At 72.4% G+C, this 22,235-nt stretch carries 15 protein-coding genes; 4 read left to right on the plus strand and 11 right to left on the minus strand.

Annotation, left to right across the window (positions count from 1 at the left end):
• Positions 1–67: 67 nt before the first annotated feature.
• The 7 genes from ACZ6KY_RS01245 to ACZ6KY_RS01275 form a co-directional block, all read right to left on the minus strand.
• Entirely contained in the window at positions 68–907 is an 840-nt protein-coding gene (locus ACZ6KY_RS01245; RefSeq protein ID WP_469308218.1) for an HpcH/HpaI aldolase/citrate lyase family protein, read from the minus strand.
• Entirely contained in the window at positions 904–2,106 is a 1,203-nt protein-coding gene (locus tag ACZ6KY_RS01250) for a CaiB/BaiF CoA transferase family protein (RefSeq protein WP_469308219.1), read from the minus strand. Before ACZ6KY_RS01250 ends, ACZ6KY_RS01245 begins: the two co-directional genes overlap by 4 nt.
• Positions 2,103–2,996 carry a ribokinase gene (rbsK, locus tag ACZ6KY_RS01255; protein WP_469308220.1) on the minus strand — a complete coding sequence of 298 codons (894 nt, stop codon included), beginning with the start codon at positions 2,994–2,996 and terminating at the stop codon, positions 2,103–2,105. Before rbsK ends, ACZ6KY_RS01250 begins: the two co-directional genes overlap by 4 nt.
• A complete protein-coding gene (locus ACZ6KY_RS01260; RefSeq protein ID WP_469308221.1) occupies positions 2,993–4,357 on the minus strand; it encodes an ADP-ribosylglycohydrolase family protein in 1,365 nt (454 codons plus the stop codon). The genes rbsK and ACZ6KY_RS01260 overlap by 4 nt, the downstream gene beginning before the upstream one ends.
• Complete coding sequence (locus ACZ6KY_RS01265) at positions 4,345–5,514, minus strand: ADP-ribosylglycohydrolase family protein (RefSeq protein WP_469308222.1); 1,170 nt, start codon at positions 5,512–5,514, stop codon at positions 4,345–4,347. Before ACZ6KY_RS01265 ends, ACZ6KY_RS01260 begins: the two co-directional genes overlap by 13 nt.
• A gap of 7 nt (positions 5,515–5,521) precedes the next feature.
• Complete coding sequence (locus tag ACZ6KY_RS01270; protein ID WP_469308491.1) at positions 5,522–6,700, minus strand: ADP-ribosylglycohydrolase family protein; 1,179 nt, start codon at positions 6,698–6,700, stop codon at positions 5,522–5,524.
• A 575-nt stretch (positions 6,701–7,275) separates the two neighbouring features.
• Entirely contained in the window at positions 7,276–8,406 is a 1,131-nt protein-coding gene (locus ACZ6KY_RS01275) for an ADP-ribosylglycohydrolase family protein (RefSeq protein ID WP_469308223.1), read from the minus strand.
• 272 nt (positions 8,407–8,678) lie between these two features.
• On the opposite strand from ACZ6KY_RS01275, the gene ACZ6KY_RS01280 reads away from it, so the two are divergent.
• The 3 genes from ACZ6KY_RS01280 to ACZ6KY_RS01290 all read left to right on the plus strand — a co-directional run bounded on the left by ACZ6KY_RS01280 (position 8,679) and on the right by ACZ6KY_RS01290 (position 15,888).
• The gene (locus ACZ6KY_RS01280) at positions 8,679–9,410 is read left to right on the plus strand and encodes a VIT1/CCC1 transporter family protein (protein WP_469308224.1); all 732 of its coding nucleotides are present in this window, start codon (positions 8,679–8,681) and stop codon (positions 9,408–9,410) included.
• A gap of 429 nt (positions 9,411–9,839) precedes the next feature.
• The gene (gltB, locus tag ACZ6KY_RS01285) at positions 9,840–14,435 is read left to right on the plus strand and encodes a glutamate synthase large subunit (protein WP_469308225.1); all 4,596 of its coding nucleotides are present in this window, start codon (positions 9,840–9,842) and stop codon (positions 14,433–14,435) included.
• On the plus strand, positions 14,428–15,888 hold the full coding sequence (locus ACZ6KY_RS01290; RefSeq protein WP_469308226.1) for a glutamate synthase subunit beta: 1,461 nt from the start codon (positions 14,428–14,430) through the stop codon (positions 15,886–15,888). The genes gltB and ACZ6KY_RS01290 overlap by 8 nt, the downstream gene beginning before the upstream one ends.
• 151 nt (positions 15,889–16,039) lie before the next feature.
• Here ACZ6KY_RS01290 and ACZ6KY_RS01295 read toward each other — a convergent pair whose 3' ends face one another.
• A complete protein-coding gene (locus ACZ6KY_RS01295) occupies positions 16,040–16,939 on the minus strand; it encodes a chitosanase (RefSeq protein WP_469308227.1) in 900 nt (299 codons plus the stop codon).
• Between the two features lie 194 nt (positions 16,940–17,133).
• The gene (locus ACZ6KY_RS01300; protein ID WP_469308228.1) at positions 17,134–18,054 is read right to left on the minus strand and encodes a rhomboid family intramembrane serine protease; all 921 of its coding nucleotides are present in this window, start codon (positions 18,052–18,054) and stop codon (positions 17,134–17,136) included.
• A gap of 317 nt (positions 18,055–18,371) precedes the next feature.
• Here ACZ6KY_RS01300 and qcrB point away from each other — a divergent pair, with 317 nt between their 5' ends.
• Positions 18,372–20,090 (plus strand): cytochrome bc1 complex cytochrome b subunit, encoded by a 1,719-nt coding sequence (qcrB, locus tag ACZ6KY_RS01305; protein ID WP_469308229.1) that lies wholly within the window; start codon positions 18,372–18,374, stop codon positions 20,088–20,090.
• Here qcrB and ACZ6KY_RS01310 read toward each other — a convergent pair.
• Both ACZ6KY_RS01310 and ACZ6KY_RS01315 read right to left on the minus strand, forming a co-directional pair.
• Positions 20,065–21,063, minus strand: coding sequence for an acyl-CoA dehydrogenase family protein (locus tag ACZ6KY_RS01310; RefSeq protein WP_469308230.1), 999 nt, complete (start codon positions 21,061–21,063; stop codon positions 20,065–20,067). The two genes, qcrB and ACZ6KY_RS01310, sit on opposite strands and share 26 nt — an antisense overlap.
• Entirely contained in the window at positions 21,063–22,208 is a 1,146-nt protein-coding gene (locus ACZ6KY_RS01315) for an acyl-CoA dehydrogenase family protein (protein WP_469308231.1), read from the minus strand. Before ACZ6KY_RS01315 ends, ACZ6KY_RS01310 begins: the two co-directional genes overlap by 1 nt.
• Between the last annotated feature and the right edge of the window lie 27 nt (positions 22,209–22,235).

Consider the following 22,235-nt stretch of genomic DNA (forward strand, 5'->3'; position numbering starts at 1 on the left):
GTCGTCTCAGGCCGTGCCCGTCTCAGGCCGTGTTGTCCCGGGTCGTGCCGTCCTGGGTCGTGTCGTCTCAGGCCAGGCGCTGGGCGAGGGCGAGGGTGCGGCGGGCGCCCGTGACCACCGCCGCGTCGACGAAACGGCCGTCCGGCAGGGCCTGGGCGCCCGCATCGGAGGCGGCCGCCCGGATGACGGCCTCGGCGGAGTCGACCTCGGCCGGGGTGGGGAGGTAGGCCCGCTCGATGATGGGGAGCTGGCGGGGGTGGATCGCCGCGCGCCCGAGGAAGCCGAGGGCGCGGCCGTGCGCGCAGGACGAGGCCAGGCCCTCCACGTCGCGGATGTCGGGGTAGACCGACTGGACCGGCGGCGGCAGCCCGGCCGCCCGGGCGGCCACGATCAGACGGGCCCGGGACCAGTCGAGGCCCGCTTCGTCGCGGACGCCGAGATCGGCCCGTAGATCACTCTCACCGAGCGCGATACCGCGCAGCGCGCGATGGGACGAGGCGATGGAGAAGGCCTGCTCCACGCCCAGAGCCGTCTCCAGCAGGGCGTAGAGCGGGATCGCGTCGCCCTCCGCGGGGGTCGCGCTCTCCGCCGCCCGTACGACGTCGGAGCGCGAGGTCACCTTCGGCAGCCGCAGACCGGACAGGCCCGGGAGCGACGAGAGCGTCTTCAGATCGGTGTCGGCGAACGGGCCGTCGAGGGCGTTGACCCGGACGTGCACCGGGACGGGCGGCGCTTCGGCGAGCAGGTCGGCGGTTGCGGAGCGCGCGTACTCCTTGCGGTGCGGGGCGACCGCGTCCTCCAGGTCGACGAGGACGACGTCCGCGCCGGAGCGCAGGGCCTTGGCCACCACCTCGGGACGGTCACCCGGCGCGTACAGCCAGGTGAGGGGAAGGAGGTCCGCGTTCACAGCGCGCCCTCCGCTCTCAGCGCCTCGATCTCGGGTCCCGTCAGGCCGAGTTCGGTGAGGACGGCGTCGGTGTCCGCGCCGTGCGGGCGGCCCGCCCAGTGGATCGCGCCGGGTGTGGCGGAGAGCCGGAAGAGGACGTTCTGCATGCGCAGCGGGCCCAGTTCGGGGTCGTCGACGGTGGTGACCGTGTCCAGGGCCTGGTACTGCGGGTCGGTCATGACGTCCCGGACGTCCTGGACGGGGGCGATCGCCGCCTCCGCCTTCTCGAAGGCGGCGAGGACCTCGTCCCGGGTGCGTTCGGCGATCCACGCGCCGACCGCCCCGTCCAGGACGTCGGCGTGCAGTGCCCGGTCCGCGCCGGTCGCGAACCACGGCTCGTCGATCACGTCCGGGCGGCCCACCAGCCGCATCACCCGCTCGGCGATCGACTGCGCCGACGTCGAGACCGCGACCCAGGAACCGTCCGCCGTGCGATAGGTGTTGCGGGGGGCGTTGTTCGCCGAGCGGTTGCCGGTGCGGGGCTGGACATGGCCCAGTTGGTCGTACCAGATCGGCTGCGGGCCGAGGACGGTCAGGATCGGCTCGATGATCGCCATGTCGATCACCTGGCCCTCGCCGGTGCGATCGCGCGCGGCCAGCGCGGTCAGCACGGCGTACGCCGTCGCCAGTCCCGCGATCGAGTCGGCCAGGCCGAACGGCGGGAGGGTCGGCGGCGCGCCCGCCTCGCCGGTGATCGCCGCGAAGCCGCTCATCGCCTCCGCGAGCGTGCCGAAGCCGGGGCGGTGCGCGTACGGGCCGAACTGGCCGAAGGCGGTGACCCGGGCGAGGACCAGGCGGGGGTTGGCCGCGGACAGTTCCTCCCAGCCGAGGTCCCACTTCTCCAGGGTGCCCGGGCGGAAGTTCTCGATGATCACGTCGGCGTCGGCGGCGAGCCGGAGCAGGGTCTCTCGGCCGCCCCGCTTCGACAGGTCGAGGGTGATCGTGCGCTTGTTGCGGCCGAGGAGCTTCCACCACAGGCCGATACCGTCCTTCGAGGGGCCGTGTCCCCGGGACGGGTCGGGCTGGGCCGGGTGCTCGACCTTGACGACCTCCGCGCCGAAGTCGCCGAGCAGGGTGGCGGCGAGCGGCCCCGCGAACAGGGTCGCGAGGTCGAGGACGCGCACGCCGCTGAGGGAGCCGCTCCCGGTGTGGCCGCTCATGCGCCGGCCTGGGCGTCGATCTCGGAGCGGTACGGCATCGAGGACGACGCTCCGGGCTTCTGTACCGACATCGCGGCCGCCGCCGACGCCCACACCATGGCCTCCGACATCTCCCGGCCCTCGGCGAGCGCCACCGCGAGGGTGCCGACGAAGGTGTCGCCCGCGCCGGTGGAGTCGACGGCGGTCACCTTCGGCGCGGGCACCGTGATGGGGTCGGCGCCCCGGGCCGCGTACAGACTGCCCTCGGCGCCGAGCGTGACGACGACCTCGGGGACCTGTTCGAGCAGCGCGGCGGCGGCTCCGCGCGGGTCGGTGAAGCCGGTGAGCGCGGCGGCCTCGTGCTGGTTGGGCACCAACAGGTCGATGGTGGCGAGCAGTTGGGGCGAAAGGAACTGTGCGGGGGCCGGGGTCAGGATCGTCCGGACGCCGTGCCGGCGCGCGGCCTCAGCTCCGGCGAGCACGGCCTCCAAGGGGATTTCGAGCTGGAGGAGAAGCGCGTCGGCGCTGGCGATGAGGCCCTCGTCGCCGGGGGCGAGCGAGGTGACGGTGCCGTTGGCGCCGGGGATGACGACGATCGCGTTGCCGCCCTCGTCGTCCACCACGATGTGCGCGGTGCCCGACGGGCCCTCGGTGGTGCGCAGATGGTCGGTGTTCACGCCGAAGTGCTCCAGCGTGGAACGGAGTTGGCTGCCGAAGGAGTCGGCGCCCACCGCGCCGACCAGGGAGACGTCGGCGCCCGCGTGCGCGGCGGCCACCGCCTGGTTCGCGCCCTTGCCGCCGGGGACCGTACGGAACTCCCGTCCCGTCACGGTCTCTCCGCGCTGCGGGGCTTTGGCGACATACGCGACGAGGTCCATGTTCGTGCTGCCGAGCACGGCGATATGCGTCATGGGCGAACGGTCTCCCGTTGTGTGAGGTGGGCGAGGGCGTCGAAGCCGATGCCGTTGAAGTCGGCGACGGAGGTGGCGAGCCGGTTCTTGAGGGGGGCCGTCCAGCGGTCGGGCAGCTTGGCGGGGTCGCCCGTGAGCAGGCCGGCGATGCTTCCGGCCGTCGCCCCGTTCGAGTCGGTGTCCAGACCGCCGGACACCGCCCGGCAGATGGAGCCGCCGAAGTCGCCGTCGGCGTGGGTGAGGGCGGCGGCGATCAGCGCGGTGTTGGGCACGGCGTGCACCCAGTGACAGTCGCGGTGGGTGGCGTGCAGTTCGTCGACGACCGTGTCGAAGTCCGGTGTCGTACGGGCGAGCCGGACGGCGTGGCGGACCGCTCGGGCCAGCCGGGAACCGGGCGGGACGACTCTCAGTCCGGCGCGCAGACAATCGTGGACGTCACGTCTCGCGGTGGCCGCCTCGGCGATGGCGGCGGCCGTGAACATGGCCGCGTAGACGCCGTTGGCCGTGTGGGTGAGGGCGGCGTCGCGGTACGCCTGTTCCGCGGCCCGCGCCGGGTCGCCCGGGTTGGTCCAGCCGTGCACGTCCGCGCGGATCAGGGCGCCGATCCACTCGCGGAACGGGTTGTGACGGCGGGCGGTGTCCGGCGGTTCGATGCCGCTGAGGAGGTTGCGGTACGCGACGCGCTCCGCGGTGAAGGTGCGGCCGGCGGGGAGTTCGTCCAGCCAGAGCCTGGCCACGTCCGCGGTCGTGAAGTCCCGGCCGTACCTTTGGAGCAACAGCAGGTTCAGAAGCGGGTAGTTGAGGTCGTCGTCCTCCGGCATGCCGTCGATGTTCTCGGCCAGGGAGGTGGCGGCGGAGCGCCGGTTCCACGGGTGGGCTTCCAGGAGCTCCGGGGGTACGCCCCGCGCGGTGAACCAGGTGCGCAGGGGCCAGTTGCCGGAGGCTCTGGCCAGCGCCCGGATCGCGTCGAGGGGGAGCTTCTCCACGGGTTTGCCCAGCAGGCAGCCCACGGCCCGGCCGAGCCACGCCGCTTCCAGGCGGGTCCGGTCGGGAGCGGGTACGGGTGCGTACCGCGGGGGCGGCCAGGCGGGGCACTGGGCCTTGATCAGTGCCAGATCCGTCGGTTCGTCGTCCGCCAACCTGCCTGGCAGGGCGGCGAGTTCGTCGAGGAGTTCGGCCGCGAGGCGGCGCAGGGACGGCGAGGCCGGGGTCGCCGAGGCGCCCGCGCGCAGCGGGGCGGGCCGGCCGCCCGCCGCGTGCCAGCGGGCGGCGACGCGGGCCGGCTCGCGGCCGTCCTGGACGGCCTGGTGGAGTTCGTGGCCGAGGAGGTCCTCGGGCTGGACCCAGGTCAGTCGGAGCACGGTGTTCCCGCCAGCGCGGCGTACGCCGCCTCGTGGGCCCGGCGGCGCTGGACGTCACGGCCGAAGATCTCCCGGGTCACCTCGGCGAGCGTACGCGCCGGGGCGTCCAGGTCGAGGCGGCTGGACTCGGCCACCGTCTTGGCCCAGTCGTGCGGGACCTCGCCGCCCAGCGCGCCCGCGAGAGCGCCCGCCATGGTGGCGATGGAGTCGCAGTCGCGGCCGTAGTTGACCGAACCGAGGACCGCGTGCCGGAAGTCGCCGCCCGACACCAGCAACATGCCGAGCGCGACGGGGAGTTCCTCGATGGAGTGGAGCCGGGAGGGACGGCGGGCGCAGAGAGAGGGGGAGCGGTAGTCGGGTCCGACCGTGTCGTACGGGGCCACCGCCCGGCGCAGCGGGTCGAGCGCCGACTCGAAGTCCGTGTGCCGCGCGGCGACTTCGCAGACCGCCTCGACGGCGGCGCGGGTGCCGTCCTTGGCCAGCGACAGACACGCGGCGACGACCGAGTCGGGGGTCGCGCCGGGTGAGCAGGCCGCCGCCACCGCCGCCGCGAAGACGCCCGCTGCCTCGCGGCCGTACGAGGACTGGTGGGCGCCCGCGATGTCGAGCGCCTCGGCGTACGCGCCCGCCGGGTTCGCCGCGTTGACCAGGCCGACCGGGGCCATGTACATCGCGGCACCGCAGTTGACGATGTTGCCGGCGCCGGCCTCCCGGGGGTCCACATGGCCGTAGTGGAGGCGGGCGACCAGCCACTTCTCGGCGAGGAAGATCCGCTGGAGGGGGAGGGCCTCGGCCTCCAGTTCCGGAATCCAGCGGGGGGTGGTCATCAGGTCGGGGACCAGGTGCTCGGCGACGGCGTAGGCGTCGAGGTGGTCGCGGACGGTGGCGTACACCCGTACCAGCGCATGGGTCATCAGGGTGTCGTCGGTGACGTGTCCGTCGCCCTTGTGGTACGGGGCGATGGGGCGGGCGGTGGGCCAGTCGTCGCCGTTCCAGGGGCCGACGACGCCGTGCACGCGACCGCCGTGGCGTTCGGTGATCTGCTCGGGGGAATACCCCTCGACGGGGCCGCCGAGGGCGTCGCCGACGGCGGCTCCGACGAGGGTTCCGGTGATCCGTTCGTCGAGGGTTCCCGTTCCTTCTCTTTTGGGCGTCATGCCCGAATCATCCCTCTGGGGCGGCCAGTTCCGGGGAATCGAGCGGGTCGGCGAGTCCTGTCGCCTCCAGGAGTTCGGCGAGCCCGATGAGATCCGTCCCGGTCAGCCGGGGCAGCGCGCAGCCGGACAGGGTGCGGCAGGCGTCGCGCCACGAGGCGGGGATCGCGGCGTCGCCGCCGAGCGCCCCGGTGAGCGCGCCGGCCAGGGCGGGGGCAGAGTCGGCGACCCGGGACAGACAGGCGGCGGCGGGCACGGCCTCGGCGATCCGGCCGCGCGCGGCCAGCGCCAGGGCGAGGGCGACGGGGACGGTCTCGGCGGCCGCGATGCCGTAGCTGTACACGTGGTCGACGATCTGGTGTTCCAGGAGGGGGACCAGGGCGAAGGCGCTCTCGCTGCCCCGGGCCAGCGCGATGGCGTGCCGGGCGTTGCGGCCGATCTCCGTCGCGGCGGGCAGTTCGGCGAGGGCCGCCTCCACGCAGGTGTCGACGCCGTGCCCGGCGAGGGCGAGCGCCACCGCCGCGGCCATCGCGCGGGCGCCGTGCACCCCGTCGCCGTCCTGGGTGTAGCGGGCGTCGAACTCGGCGAGTTCCGCGGCGAGCCGGGGGTCGCCCGGGTGCGCCACGGCGAGGACGCAGGCCCGTACGCAGGCCGCGTCGTCGAAGTAGTGGGGGTTGTCGTGGCCGGTGGCGGGCGGGCGCAGGCCGGTGGCGAGGTTGCCGAGTCCGGCGCGCACCGAGATCCGGGCGCGCAGCGGGAGCAGGGCGGACTCGACCTCGGGGGCGCGGTCCGCCGCGGCGGCGACCTCGCTGGCGACGGCGTTCCAGGACAGGTCGATGGACGCGCGCATCCTGCGGTCCAGGCTCAGGTCGCCGAGCGCCGTGGTCTCCCCGGCCCGCAGTACGGCCTCCGCCGCGAACGCCGCCCACTCGGCGTCGTCCGAGGGGCCGAGCCGCAACGGTTCCGGTGGCTGGTTCAGCGCGATCGGTACGGGCAGCGTGGTCGTGGCGTTCCGCTCCGCGAAGGTGTCGAGCTCGCGGGTCAGCCGCCGGGTCCACTCGGGCATCCGCGCGGCCCGGTGCCGTGCGGCGGGCCATCCCGCGGCATCCCCCGCGGCCAGCCCGAGAAGCAGCCCCTCGATACGGCGCGGGCCCGCCGCCGCGAGCCCCTCCACCGGGGAGATCCCCAGCTCCTGGGCCCCCTCCGCGAGCAGCAGGGGCTCCGCGGCCCGGTCGACCACCACCAGATCCGGGTGCCCGGCGAGCACCACCGGTCGTGTGCCTTCGGCGAGCGCCACCAGGTCCGGGTGCCCGGCGGGCGCAGGCCGTGCGCCTTCGGCGAGTGCCGTCGGCCACGTGCCTTCGGCGAGTGCCGCTGGTTCCGCCGCTGTCGAGGGTGTCGCAGTCCCCGGTTTCCGGGCGCCCTCGGCAGGTGCCGCCGGGCCGACCGGTGTCGGGGGGCGCGTCGCGAGGGTGCTTCGGGTCGGTCTGCCGGCCTCCACCGGGTCGGGCAGCGACCGCGGCTCGGCCGCCGGGCCGGGTGCACCCGGCTGCTCCGGTTGTGCCGCCTCGGGTGGCGTTCCGGGCTGTGCCGCCTTGGCGAGGGCTTCCGGCGGCGCCACCGGCCCGGCGGAAAGCGGCTCGGCCGCCGGGCCGGGGGCGCTCGGCCCGCTTTCCGGGCCGGGTGCGGGGGGTTCCGGGGGTGTCGCCGAGGCGGCGCCCTCGCCGGTGCGTTCGCCGGGCTCGTCGCCGGCCAGGCCGGGGCTCATCGGTGGGCCTCGGTGTCGGCGGAGGGTGCCGGGCAGGCGTCCGGGGCGGAGAGGACGTACGCGTCCGGGGCCGGAACCGCGTACGACTCCGGGGTGGGTGGTACGCGCCCCCCGGCGCCCCACTTCTCCCCGTTCTCCGGGGTCAGGAGTTCCGCCACGTCCAGGATGTGGTGGCCCTCCATCGAGGGGAGGCAGCTGCCGAGGGCCGGTCCGATGGCCGCCGCCCACTCGGCGGGGATCGAGGACATGCCCCGGGTCGCGCCCGCCAGCGCTCCGGCCACCGCGGCCGTCGTGTCGGCGTCGCGGCCCATGTTCACCGCGGTGAGCACCGACTCCGTGAACTCGCCGTCCGCCGCCGCGTACGCCCCGAAGGCGAGGGCCACGGCCTCGGGTGCCAGGTCGGTCCACGGGTAGCCGCCGATCACCACCGCGGACCGCACCGCCCGTTCGCCGCGGTGGGCCACCGCGACCGCGCGGCGCAGCGAGCGGGCCGTCCACGAGTCGTCCGGGACGACGGCCAGCGCGGAGGCCACGACCGCGATGGTGGGAGCGCCCGCCATCGCGGCGGCGACCCCCGCCGCGACCGCCTGGCCGCCGTAGATGCCCTCACCCTCGTGGCTCACCGAGCCGTCGATCGCCACGAGCCGGGCCGCCTCGGCGGGCCGGCCGGCCGCGAAGACGCCGAAGGGCGCCGCGCGCATGGCGAGACCGTCGCTCCAGGCGTGCCGGTGCTGGGCGGTGATGGGCGCCGCGAGCCCCCTGCGGAGGTTCTCCAGTGTTCCGCGCTCACTGAATCCGGCCCCGCGGAACGGCCCCTCGTCGCGGTCCGCGATCCACTCGTGCCAGGCCGATTCGACGTGGGCCACCGTCAGCGCCGAGCCGTGCCTGGCCAGCAGCAGCCCCGAGAAGATCGCGTACTCGGTGTCGTCCGTCCCTGCCGGATGCTCGGCGACGTATCCGGTGATCCGGCCCCATCTGGCGCGGATCTCCGACGGCTTCATGTTCTCGGCGGGTGCGCCCAGCGCGTCCCCGACGGCGAGTCCGAGCAGTGCGCCGCGGGCCCGGTCACGGAGACCGGCGGCGTTCCCGGATGCCGGGGCCGAGGGAATGCAGGCGATGGAAGCCATACGTGCCTCTCCTCTCAGGGCCCCCGCAGGTGCGCGGAATGCGGCACGCGGAACCCTTTGCGGATCTGTCCCACCTTGGCGGTTGACAGGAGCCTTACGGGCCCCACTGTCACCCGGTCGACATATGTGCATGACATGCCACGGATGAGCATCGAACGGCAAAAGCGCAGGTTAGCGCAGCCTTTCCTTGCTGGCGGCGGGGAATGTGGAGGCGTACTTTCGGAGTTGTCAAAAAGTGGAAACAGTCCAATCACGCACTCCGGGGGACCCGCATGGCGATCATCGAGACCGAGGCGACGCTGCACGCGGCGCACCGCGACAACCACACCCACCGCGACGTGAACGGCGGATGGCTGCGCCCCGCCGTGTTCGGCGCGATGGACGGCCTGGTCTCCAACCTCGCCCTGATGACCGGCGTCGCCGGCGGGGCCGTCTCCCAGCAGACGATCGTCATCACCGGACTCGCGGGCCTCGCGGCCGGCGCCTTCTCGATGGCCGCCGGCGAGTACACCTCCGTCGCCTCGCAGCGTGAGCTCGTCGAGGCGGAACTCGATGTCGAGCGCCGCGAGCTGCGCAAGCACCCCATGGACGAGGAGCGCGAGCTGGCCGCGCTGTACGAGGCCCGTGGCGTCGAGCCCGAGCTGGCCCGGGAGGTCGCCCGGCAGCTCTCCCGCGATCCCGAGCAGGCCTTGGAGATCCACGCGCGCGAGGAGCTCGGCATAGACCCCGGTGACCTGCCCTCCCCGGCCGTCGCCGCCGTGTCCAGCTTCGGCTCGTTCGCACTCGGCGCGCTGCTCCCCGTACTGCCGTTTCTGCTGGGCGCGACCGCGCTGTGGCCGGCGCTGGTTCTCGCGACCCTCGGACTCTTCGCGTGCGGTGCCGTCGTGGCCAAGGTCACCGCGCGGTCCTGGTGGTTCAGCGGGCTCCGGCAGCTCGCTCTCGGCGCTGCCGCGGCGGGTGTGACGTACGCCCTGGGCAGTCTGTTCGGTGCGGCCGTAGGATGATGCCTCGATCACCTATGCAAGGGACTGCATAAGTAGTCGTTACCCGGCGGTTTCGATTCCTTAACCACTGGGCATGAGCCGTAAGCGCCGCAGGCAATGACGCCTGCTCCGCACTTCTCGCGGCGGATCACGATCTCTGCCGCGAACCGGGCCGACGGTCATTGATCTGTCCGCTTAGGTCCCGCTCAGGTCCTGCTCAGGTCTCTCTTGGGTTCCCGTACCTTCCACCGCCGAGCGCGGTACCCCGCCGCGACCCCGTGGTGTCCGCATGTTGGAACGCGGTATCCGGTTCCCGAGAATCGCTCCATCATGTAACCTGCACGAAATTTTGCACCAACAGAGGGCCAACGTCGTCCCTCGGCAGCTGTCTCCCCCCTGAGCCTCAAGGCATGGGAGGGACCCCCCGCCCCGACGACGACGGGAGAGCCGATGCGTACGCCGCGCCAGCCGTCCCAGCACTCCACGAACGACCAGAAGTGGTCCTTCATGGATGCTCGCCCTGCTGCGCAGGGTATGTACGACCCCCGCAACGAGCACGACGCCTGTGGCGTCGGCTTCGTGGCCACCCTCACCGGCGAGGCGAGCCACGCGCTGGTCGAGCAGGCGCTCACCGTTCTGCGCAACCTGGAACACCGCGGTGCCACCGGCTCCGAGCCCGACTCGGGTGACGGCGCGGGCATCCTCTCCCAGGTCCCGGACGCCTTCTTCCGCGAGGTGACCGGATTCGAACTCCCCGCAGCCGGCGCGTACGCGGTGGGCATCGCCTTCCTCCCCGAGGACGGCACGGCCGACGCCGTCTCACGCATCGAGACGATCGCCGCCGAAGAGGGCCTCACCGTCCTCGGCTGGCGCGAGGTCCCGGTCGCCCCCGAACTCCTCGGCGCCACCGCCCGCTCGACGATGCCGGCCTTCCACCAGATCTTCGTCAGCGACGGCGAAAGCCAGGGCATCGACCTCGACCGCACCGCGTTCGTGCTGCGCAAGCGCGCCGAGCGCGAGGCCGGCGTCTACTTCCCCTCGCTGTCCGCGCGGACCATCGTCTACAAGGGCATGCTGACCACCGGCCAGCTCGAACCCTTCTTCCCGGACCTGTCCGACCGCCGCTTCGCCTCCGCGATCGCGCTCGTGCACTCCCGGTTCTCCACCAACACGTTCCCGAGCTGGCCGCTCGCCCACCCGTACCGCTTCGTCGCGCACAACGGCGAGATCAACACGGTCAAGGGCAACCGCAACTGGATGGTCGCCCGCGAGTCCCAGCTCGTCTCGGACCTGTTCGGGGACAACGACAAGCTGCAGCGGATCTTCCCCGTCTGCACGCCGGACGCCTCCGACTCGGCCTCCTTCGACGAGGTGCTCGAACTCCTGCACCTCGGCGGCCGCTCGCTCCCGCACTCCGTGCTGATGATGATCCCGGAGGCGTGGGAGAACCACGACTCCATGGACCCGGCCCGGCGCGCCTTCTACCAGTTCCACTCCACGATGATGGAGCCCTGGGACGGCCCGGCCTGCGTCACCTTCACCGACGGCAGCCAGGTCGGCGCGGTCCTCGACCGCAACGGTCTGCGCCCCGGCCGCTACTGGGTCACCGACGAGGGCCTCGTCGTCCTCGGCTCCGAGGTCGGCGTCCTCGACATCGACCCCGCCAAGGTCGTCCGCAAGGGCCGCCTCCAGCCCGGCAAGATGTTCCTCGTCGACACCGTCGAGCACCGCATCATCGAGGACGACGAGATCAAGGCCGGTCTCGCCGCCGAGAAGCCCTACGCCGAGTGGCTGGAAGCCGGCGAGATCGAACTCTCCGACCTCCCCGAGCGCGAGCACATCGTGCACACCCACGCCTCGGTCACCCGCCGCCAGCAGACCTTCGGCTACACGGAGGAGGAGCTGCGGATCATCGTCGCGCCGATGGCCAAGGCCGCCGCCGAACCGATCGGTTCGATGGGCACCGACTCGCCGATCGCCGCGCTCTCGCAGCGCCCGCGTCTGCTCTTCGACTACTTCACCCAGCTGTTCGCGCAGGTCACCAACCCGCCGCTGGACGCGATCCGCGAAGAGCTGGTCACCTCCCTGCGCTCCTCGCTGGGCCCGCAGGGCAACCTGCTGGAGCCGACGGCCGCCTCCTGTCGCAGCGTCACCCTGCCCTTCCCGGTGATCGACAACGACGAGCTGGCCAAGCTCATCCACATCAACGCCGACGGCGACATGCCCGGCATGAAGGCCGCGACGCTGTCCGGCCTGTACCGGGTCTCCGGCGGCGGCGAGCGCCTCGCCGCCCGCATCGAGGAGATCTGCGCCGAGGCCGACGCCGCCATCGAGAACGGCGCCCGCCTGATCGTCCTGTCGGACCGCCACTCCGACGCCGAGCACGCGCCGATCCCCTCGCTGCTGCTCACCGCGGCCGTCCACCACCACCTCATCCGCACCAAGCAGCGCACCCAGGTGGGCCTGCTGGTCGAGGCCGGAGACGTCCGCGAGGTCCACCACGTCGCCCTGCTCATCGGCTTCGGCGCCGCGGCGGTCAACCCCTACCTGGCCATGGAGTCCGTCGAGGACCTGGTCCGCGCCGGCACCTTCCTCCAGGGCATCGAGCCCGAGCAGGCCATCCGCAACCTGATCTACGCCCTCGGCAAGGGCGTCCTGAAGGTCATGTCCAAGATGGGCATCTCGACCGTCGCCTCCTACCGCGGCGCCCAGGTCTTCGAGGCCGTCGGCCTGGAGAAGGCCTTCGTCGAGAAGTACTTCAACGGCACGGCCAGCAAGATCGGCGGCGCCGGCCTCGACGTCGTCGCCAAGGAGGTCGCCGCCCGGCACGCCAAGGCCTACCCGGCCTCCGGCATCGCGCCCGCGCACCGCGCCCTGGACATAGGCGGCGAGTACCAGTGGCGCCGCGAGGGCGAGCCCCACCTGTTCGACCCGGAGACGGTCTTCCGCCTCCAGCACTCGACGCGCTCCGGCAGCTACGAGATCTTCAAGAAGTACACGGGCCGCGTGAACGAGCAGTCCGAGCGACTGATGACGCTGCGCGGCCTGTTCGGCTTCACCTCGGACCGCACCCCGATCTCCCTCGACGAGGTCGAGCCCGTCTCCGAGATCGTCAAGCGCTTCTCGACCGGCGCCATGTCGTACGGCTCCATCTCCAAGGAGGCGCACGAGACCCTCGCCATCGCCATGAACCAGCTGGGCGGCAAGTCCAACACCGGTGAGGGCGGCGAGGACGCGGACCGGCTGTACGACCCGGCCCGCCGCTCGTCGATCAAGCAGGTCGCCTCCGGCCGCTTCGGCGTCACGTCCGAGTACCTCGTCAACGCCGACGACATCCAGATCAAGATGGCGCAGGGCGCCAAGCCCGGCGAGGGCGGCCAGCTGCCCGGCCACAAGGTCTACCCGTGGGTCGCCAAGACCCGCCACTCCACCCCCGGCGTCGGTCTCATCTCCCCGCCGCCGCACCACGACATCTACTCCATCGAGGACCTGGCTCAGCTGATCCACGACCTCAAGAACGCCAACCCGAAGGCCCGCATCCACGTGAAGCTGGTCTCCGAGGTCGGTGTCGGCACGGTCGCCGCCGGTGTCTCCAAGGCCCACGCGGACGTCGTCCTCATCTCCGGCCACGACGGCGGAACGGGCGCCTCCCCGCTGACCTCCCTCAAGCACGCGGGCGGCCCCTGGGAGCTCGGCCTCGCCGAGACCCAGCAGACCCTGCTGCTCAACGGCCTGCGCGACCGCATCGTCGTCCAGACCGACGGCCAGCTCAAGACCGGCCGCGACGTCGTCATCGCCGCGCTGCTCGGCGCCGAGGAGTTCGGTTTCGCGACCGCGCCGCTCGTCGTCTCCGGCTGCGTCATGATGCGCGTCTGCCACCTCGACACCTGCCCGGTCGGCATCGCCACCCAGAACCCGGTGCTGCGCGAGCGGTTCGCCGGCAAGGCCGAGTACATCGTGAACTTCTTCAAGTTCATCGCCGAAGAGGTCCGCGAGATCCTCGCCGAGCTCGGCTTCCGCACCATCGAAGAGGCCGTCGGCCACGCCGAGAACCTCGACGTGGAGCGCGCCATCACCCACTGGAAGGCGCAGGGACTGGACCTGTCCCCGCTCTTCTACGTGCCCGAACTGCCCGAGGGCGCCTCCCTGCACCAGGTCATCGAGCAGGACCACGGCCTGGAGAAGGCGCTCGACAACGAGCTGATCAAGCTCGCCGCCGACGCGCTCGCCGCGGACTCCGCGACCGACGCCCAGCCGGTCCGCGCCCAGGTCGCGATCCGCAACATCAACCGCACGGTCGGCACCATGCTCGGCCACGAGGTGACGAAGAAGTTCGGCGGCGCGGGCCTGCCCGACGACACCATCGACATCACCTTCACGGGCTCCGCCGGCCAGTCCTTCGGCGCCTTCCTGCCCCGCGGCATCACGCTGCGCCTGGAGGGCGACGCCAACGACTACGTCGGCAAGGGCCTCTCCGGCGGCCGGGTGATCGTCCGTCCCGACCGGGGCGCCGACCACCTCGCCGAGTACTCGACCATCGCGGGCAACACCATCGCGTACGGCGCGACGGGCGGCGAGCTCTTCCTGCGCGGCCGCACCGGCGAGCGCTTCTGCGTCCGCAACTCCGGCGCGACGGTGGTCTCCGAGGGCGTGGGCGACCACGGCTGCGAGTACATGACCGGCGGCCGCGCGGTCGTCCTCGGCGAGACGGGCCGCAACTTCGCGGCCGGCATGTCCGGCGGTGTCGCGTACGTGATCGACCTCGACCCCGACAACGTGAACGTCGGCAACGCGGGAGCCGTCGAGGAACTCGACGACACCGACAAGCAGTGGCTGCACGACGTCGTGCGCCGGCACGCGGAGGAGACCGCCTCGACGGTCGCCGAGAAGCTGCTCGCCGAGTGGCCCGCCGCCGTGGACCGCTTCAGCAAGATCATTCCCAGTGCCTACAAGGCAGTGCTCGCCGCCAAGGACGCCGCCGAGCGAGCCGGACTCCCCGAGTCCGAGATCACCGAGAAGATGATGGAGGCGGCGACCAATGGCTGATCCCAAGGGCTTTCTGAACCACGGCCGTGAGGTCGCCAAGTCCCGTCCCGTGGACGTGCGTCTCAAGGACTGGAACGAGGTCTACGTTCCGGGCTCGCTGCTCCCGATCATCTCCAAGCAGGCCTCGCGCTGCATGGACTGCGGCATCCCGTTCTGCCACAACGGCTGTCCGCTGGGCAACCTGATCCCCGAGTGGAACGACTACGCGTACCGCGAGGACTGGCAGGCCGCCTCCGAGCGGCTGCACGCCACGAACAACTTCCCGGAGTTCACGGGCCGGCTGTGCCCCGCCCCGTGCGAGTCGGCGTGTGTGCTCGGCATCAACCAGCCCGCCGTGACCATCAAGAACGTCGAGGTCTCGATCATCGACCAGGCGTGGGACAGCGGCTCCGTCGCGGCCCAGGCCCCCGAGCGCCTGTCCGGCAAGACGGTCGCGGTCATCGGTTCCGGTCCCGCCGGACTCGCCGCCGCACAGCAGCTCACGCGCGCCGGTCACACGGTCGCGGTGTACGAGCGCGCCGACCGCGTCGGCGGCCTGCTGCGCTACGGCATCCCCGAGTTCAAGATGGAGAAGCGGCACATCAACCGCCGCATCGAGCAGATGCGCGCGGAGGGCACCCGCTTCCGCACGGGCATCGAGATCGGCCGCGACCTCAAGGCGACGGACCTGCGCAAGCGGTACGACGCCGTGGTCATCGCGGCCGGCGCGACGACCGCCCGTGACCTCCCCGTCCCCGGGCGGGAGCTGAACGGCGTCCACCAGGCCATGGAGTACCTGCCGCTGGCCAACAAGGTGCAGGAGGGCGACTTCGTGGCGCCCCCGATCACCGCCGAGGGCAAGCACGTCGTGGTCATCGGCGGCGGCGACACGGGCGCGGACTGCGTGGGCACCGCCCACCGCCAGGGCGCGGCCTCGGTCACCCAGCTGGAGATCATGCCGCGGCCGGGCGAGGAGCGGAACCCGGGCCAGCCCTGGCCGACGTTCCCGATGCTCTACAAGGTCACCTCCGCGCACGAGGAGGGCGGTGAGCGGGTCTACTCCGTCAACACCACCCACTTCGAGGGCGACGAGGACGGCAACGTCCAGTGGCTGCACCTGGTCGAGGTAGAGTTCACCGGCGGCAAGCTGAACCAGAAGCCGGGCACGGAGCGCAAGATCCCCGCCCAGCTGGTGACGCTGGCGATGGGCTTCACCGGCACGGACGTCGAGAACGGCGTGGTCTCCCAGTTCGGTCTGGAGCTCGACGAGCGCGGCAACATCGCCCGCGACGCCGACTTCGCGACCAACGTTCCCGGCGTGTACGTCGCCGGTGACGCGGGCCGCGGCCAGTCCCTCATCGTCTGGGCCATCGCGGAGGGCCGCTCGGCCGCCCGTGGTGTCGACCGCTTCCTCACGGGTGCGAGCGACCTGCCGGCCCCGATCCGTCCGACGGACCGCTCGCTGACGGTCTGACCCCCGATGGTCCGACCCGGCAACACGTGACCTGACGGTCACCCCAGAACGTCCCGCACAAAGGCGTGCGGAACACGAGACGGCGCCTGCCTCACTGTCCCCGACCGGACGACCTGGCAGGCGCCGCCGCATGCCCGCCCGCTTCTCCCGCTCACGGCACGCGGTACGTCTCGCCGTACACCTTCCACCGCAGCGGTGTGTGCAGGTCGAGGTTCCCGTCGTAGAGGAACTGGCGCTGGGCCGTGTCGATGCGGGTGGTGTCGCGCCGGGGGTTCTTGGACTTCATGGCCGCGCGGCGGATGTCCAGGAAGATGTCGAGGTACGTCTTCTCGTCGCCGCCCTCGGACGGCGGGTTCGCCTCGCGCATGGCGCGTCTGCGCAGCCCGTAGAAGCTGTTGTCGCTGGTGCCGGGACCGTGCAGCACGATGGCGTCGTAGTAGATGAACTGGCCGAGCGTGCCGAGGCCGTCGAGCTTGGCGCGCCGGACGGCGGGGTCGAAGTACACCCGGTCGCGTTCCTCGTCCTGAGCCCTGCGGAACGCGGCGAGCGTGGCCTCGTGGCGCCAGGCCGCGGGAAAGCCCGGGTCCAGGCCCTCGTGGGAGTCCGTGCCGTCGACCTCGCGCAGGGCCGGGAGATAGCGGGCGAGCCCGTTGCCCGGGTGTTCCTCGGTGTAGCGCTCGACGAGGGTGAGCAGGTCGTGGGTGCCGGTGCAGAAGCCGACGACGCCCGCCGTGTAGCCCTGGCCGTCACCGATGTCCTCGACGTAGCCGTACGCCTCGTGCCACTTGAGCGTGGAGTTCTCGGCGCTCGCCACGATCTCCTGGGCCAGTTCCTTCTTGTCCGGAGCGGCGAGGCCCGCCGGCACGTCGTGCACGACCTCGTCGTCTGCCGCCCGCCCGGCCTCGGCCTTGTCCTTCTCACGGGCCTTCTGCGACACGGACGCCGGGTGCTTGGCGTCGGCCGTGGCCGTGTGCTCGGGCGTGACGAGGTAGACCGCCGCCGTCACCAGCACGGGGGCGACGGCGAACAACAGGAAACCCGCACGTTTCATGACGCACAGGGTACGCAGGGAGGGCGTACGGGCGGGGAAACCCCGGTACCGCACGGGTGCAGCACGCCTGTGCCACTCGGGCGGGACACGCGTCCCCGGCTTCGGTCACCTCGCCGGCCGGCCACCGGAGCGCGCCCGGCCCGGCGTTCCGGGCAGGGCCCGCCCGTGCCGCGGCGGGCCCGTCCGCCTGGGAGCTACACCGCGCCGGTTCTCAGCGCCGACACCTTCAGCAGCGTGAGGACCACCAGCGCTATGAGAAGCCCCGCGCAGACGGCCGCCTGGATCGGCGCCCGCAGACGGCCGCGGGGAGCGTACGCGTAGGCCGCCGTCACGACCCCGCCCGCCAGCAGCCCGCCCAGGTGGCCCTGCCAGGACGTGAGCCCCGCCGAGATCAGCAGCCAGATCAGCAGGCCCCCCATGAACCGGTTGACGTTCCCCATGTCCGCGCCGAGCCGCCGGGCCATCACGTAGTACGCGGCGCCGATGCCGAAGATCGCGCCCGACGCGCCGAGCGTCTGCTCCTGCGGTGCGAGCAGCAGCACCAGGACCGAGCCGCCGAGCGCCGACAGCAGGTACAGCGCGAGGTAGCGGACCCGGCCGAGCTGGGCCTCGACGGTCCGGCCGATGTTCCACAGCGCGAACATGTTCATCGCGATGTGAGCGATCCCGAAGGCGCCCTCGGTGGGCGGCAGATGCAGGAACGCGCCGGTCAGCAACCGGTACCACTCCCCGTTGACCAAGCCCTCCGCGTTGTAGTCCGGGGAGTACGCGGCGTCCCAGAGGTAGTGACCCCCGTCCGCGCCCACCAGACCGGCGCCGAGCATCGCGAACCGGTCCACGACCGAGGAACGCAGCAGTTCGGCCAGGTAGGCCAGCAGATTGAGACCGATGAGGGCGTACGTCACCGCCGGCACCGTCGAGATCCGGCCGCCGAAGGCCGTGCGGGCCTGCCGGATGGACTTCGCGCCCTCCTTCACGCACTCCACGCACTGATGGCCGACGGCCGCCTCGCGCATGCAGCTCGGGCATATGTAGCGGTCGCAGCGGGTGCAGCGCACATGCGACTCCACCTTGGGGTGGCGGTAGCAGGTGGTGACGGCGGACTCGGACTCCACGGCCGGCTCCTCGGAACGCACGGGTAGGGGGAACGGTGAGCCGGTGGGGACGGCGAAGATCAAAATAGCGACACCCCGGTCGACGGGGAAGGGCAGGGTCCGCGAGACGGCAGGGGCGGGGTGGGGACGGCACGGGGACGGCGGGGACGGCACCATGACGCGATCCCCGGCGTTCCCGCGTCGTCGCGTGACGGGACGTCCGTGTGGCCGGAACCGATCTCGTCGCGGCCGGCCGGACTTCTCAACACCCCACTCATGACGCCCCGTTGGCTTCGGCGGGGCGGCGTGCCACCCTGGTGGGCCGAGGGGAGCGACCTATGGGCGCACGAGAGATCGACTCCGGCCGGACCGCGGGACCTTCGGCGAACGGAGATCCCGGGAGCGGGACTTCGGAGGCCGCCGGCCCTGCGGGGACCGTGCGAGCCCGCCGCGCGGCCGAGACCGGCAAGGGCGAGCGGCTCGCCGACTGGGCCGACGGACGACTGGGCGTCTACTCGCTGGCCAAGGCCAACATGCGCAAGGTCTTCCCGGACCACTGGTCCTTCATGCTGGGCGAGGTCTGCCTCTACAGCTTCCTCGTCCTGATCATCACGGGCGTCTATCTCACCCTGTTCTTCGAGCCGAGCGGCGTCGAGGTCGTCTACCACGGCTCGTACGTCCCGCTGAACGGCATCACCATGACGCGGGCGTACGAGTCCACGCTCCACATCAGCTTCGACGTGCGCGGCGGACTGCTGATCCGGCAGATCCACCACTGGGCGGCGCTCGTCTTCCTCGCCGGGATGCTCGTCCACATGATGCGGGTGTTCTTCACCGGCGCGTTCCGCAAGCCGCGCGAGGTCAACTGGCTGTTCGGCTGGACCCTGTTGATGCTCGGCCTCATCACCGGCCTGACCGGCTACTCGCTCCCCGACGACCTGCTCTCCGGCACCGGCGTCCGCTTCGCGCAGGGCGCCATCCTGTCGATCCCCGTCGTGGGGACGTACATCTCCTTCTTCCTCTTCGGCGGGGAGTTCCCGGGGCACGACATCATCCCGCGGTTCTTCCCGATCCATGTCCTGCTGCTGCCGGGCATCATGCTGGGACTGGTCGTCGCCCATCTGATCCTGGTCTTCTACCACAAGCACACGCAGTACCCGGGGCCCGGCCGCGACCAGAAGTCGGTCGTCGGCATGCCGTTCATGCCCGTCTACATGGCCAAGGCCGGCGGTTTCTTCTTCCTGGTCTTCGGAGTCCTGGCGATCATGGGCGCGGTCGCCACCGTCAACCCCGTGTGGGCCTTCGGGCCCTACCGCCCCGACCTGGTGACCACCGGCGCGCAGCCCGACTGGTACCTCGGCTTCTCCGAGGGACTGATCCGGGTGATGCCGGGATGGGAGATCAACGCCTTCGGCCACACACTCCAGTTGGGCGTCTTCATCCCCTTCACGCTCTTCCCGCTCATCATGACCGCCATCGCCGTCTACCCGTTCGTCGAGGCATGGGTCACCGGCGACCGGCGCGAGCACCACATCCTGGACCGGCCCCGCAACGTGCCCACCCGCACCGCGCTCGGCGTCGCCTGGCTCACGCTGTACGCCGTCCTGCTGGTCGGCGGGGGCAACGACCTGTGGGCCACCCACTTCCATCTGTCGATCAACGCGATCACCTGGTTCGTCCGCGTCGCCGTGTTCGCGGGGCCCGCACTCGCCTACGTCGTCACGAAGAGGATCTGTCTGGGGCTGCAACGCGCCGACCGCGACAAGGTGTTGCACGGGCGCGAGTCCGGCGTCATCAAACTCCTGCCGCACGGGGAGTACGTCGAGGTCCACGAACCGCTCACCTCCGCACAGCGGTTCACCCTCACCCAGCACGAACAGGCGCCGCCCTACGAGGTCGGCCCGCTCGTCGACGCGAACGGCGTGGCCCGCCGGGCCGGTCCCGCCCGAAGGCTGCGCGCCCGGCTGGCCCGCGCCCTCTACGGGCCCGGCGCCCGGATCCCGAAGCCGACGGCCGAGGAGTACCGGGAGCTCACGAGCGGGGACGACCACCACTGAGACCGGCCAGCGCCTCGGCCCTGCACTCGCCCGGGGTGCCCCAGGCCGTCCGCAGGGCGCGCGCCTTGGTGAACCAGAGGGACAGGTCGTACTCGGCCGTGTAGCCGATCGCGCCGTGCAGCTGCAACGCCGTCCGGGCCATGGCGTACGCGGCCTCGCCCGCCGTGACCTTCGCCGCGGCCACGTCCGCCGGTGCCATCGACAGCGCGGCCCCGAACAGCAGCGGGCGCGCGAACTCCAGGGCGATCAGCGCGTCCGCGAGCCGGTGCTTGACCGCCTGGAACGAACCGACGGGAACCCCGAACTGCGTTCGCCGCTTGACGTGTTCGACGGTCCGGTCGAGGAGCGCGAGACCCGCCCCGAGGGCCTGGGCGGCGGTGGCGAGCCGGGCCCAGGTCACGGCCCGGCGGGCGGCGCGGGCGACCTGCGGACCGGTCGCCAGGAGTTCGCCGCCCGTTTCCGGCAGGGCGAGCCGTCGGGCCGGGTCCGTGGACGCGCGCACCGGGCCGTGGCCGGGCGCGAGCCGCAGAGCGTCGCCGTCCACCGCGAGCAGCACCGTCGCCGCGTCCGCGTCCAGCGCGTACCCGCCGGCCGGGGCCAGCGTGGCGACGCTCTTGCCCGAGGCCAGCCCCGGCAGCAGCCGCTCGGCCGGACCCGGCTCGCCCGACCCGCCCAGTTCGCTCAGCAGGACGGCCGAGGCGACCGTCTCCACCAGCGGACCCGGAACCGCGTGCCGCCCCAACTCCACGAACGCTACCGCCAGTTCCACGGGCAGCGGGCCCACCCCCTCGTACGCCTCCGGGACGGCCAGCGCGAAGACCCCGGCGTCGGCGAGCCGCGACCACAGGGCCCGGCCGGGCGCCTGGTCGCCGCCGGTCCACGCCCGTACCGCCGACGGCGTGTCCGCGGACGTCAGCATCGCGTCCAGGGAGGCGGCGAAGGCGCGCTGTTCGGCGTCGAGGAGGAAGCGCATCAGCGGCGGCCCTTCGGGAGGCCGAGCAGCCGCTCGGCGATGATGTCGCGCTGGATCTCGTTGGTGCCCGCGTAGATGGGGCCCGCGAGCGAGAACACATACCCCTCGGCCCACTCGGTGTCCGCCAACTCGCCCTCGGCGCCCAGCAGATCGAGCGCCGTCTCGTGCAGTGCGATGTCCAGCTCCGACCAGAACACCTTGTTCAGGCTGGACTCCGGCCCGATACTCTCCCCTTCGAGGAACCGCGAGGCGTTGGCGTACGTGAAGAGCTGGTAGGCGCGGGCGCCGATCACCGCGTCGGCCACCCGGTCGCGCAGGGCCGAGTCGGACGGGTCGCCGTGGGTGCGCCACAACGCGGCCAGCCGGTCGGCGGCGGCCAGGAAGCGGCCCGGCGAACGCAGCGTCAGACCGCGTTCGTTGCCCGCCGTCGACATCGCCACCCGCCAGCCCTGCCCCGGCTCGCCGATCACGTCCTCGTCCGGGACGAACACCTCGTCCAGGAACAGCTCCGCGAAGGCCGGCCTGCCGTCCAGCCGGCCGATCGGACGGACCGTCACGCCGGGCGCGCGCAGGTCGAACATCAGATACGTCAGGCCCTGATGGGATTTCGGCAGTCCGGGCTCGCTGCGGAACAGGCCGAACGCGCGGTCGGCGAACGCGGCCCGCGACGACCAGGTCTTCTGTCCGCTCAAGCGCCAGCCGCCGTCCACGCGCACCGCGCGCGAGGTCAGCGACGCCAGGTCCGAACCCGCCTCGGGCTCGGACCACGCCTGTGCCCAGACCACCTCGCCCGTCGCCATGGGCGGCAGCACCCGCGCGCGCTGCTCCGGGGTGCCGTGGTCGAAGAGGGTCGGCGCGAGGAGGCTGACGCCGTTCTGCCCGACCCGGCCGGGCGCGCCCGCCGCGTGGTACTCCTCCTCGAAGGCCAGCCAGCGCACGAGGTCCGCGTCCCGGCCGCCGTACGCCGTCGGCCACGACACCACCGACCAGCGGTCCGCGGCCAGTTCGGCCTCCCACGCGCGATGCGCGGCGAAGCCCTCCGCGGTCTCCAGGGAGGGCAGCGGGACCACCGGGACATGGGCGTCCAGCCAGGCGCGGGCCTCGGCACGGAACGCCTCGTCGGCGGGGGAGCGGGTGAGATCCATCGGCGGCACCTTTCGGCGGCGGGCTCC

The sequence above is a fragment of the Streptomyces sp. NPDC042002 genome (genome assembly GCF_055588305.1).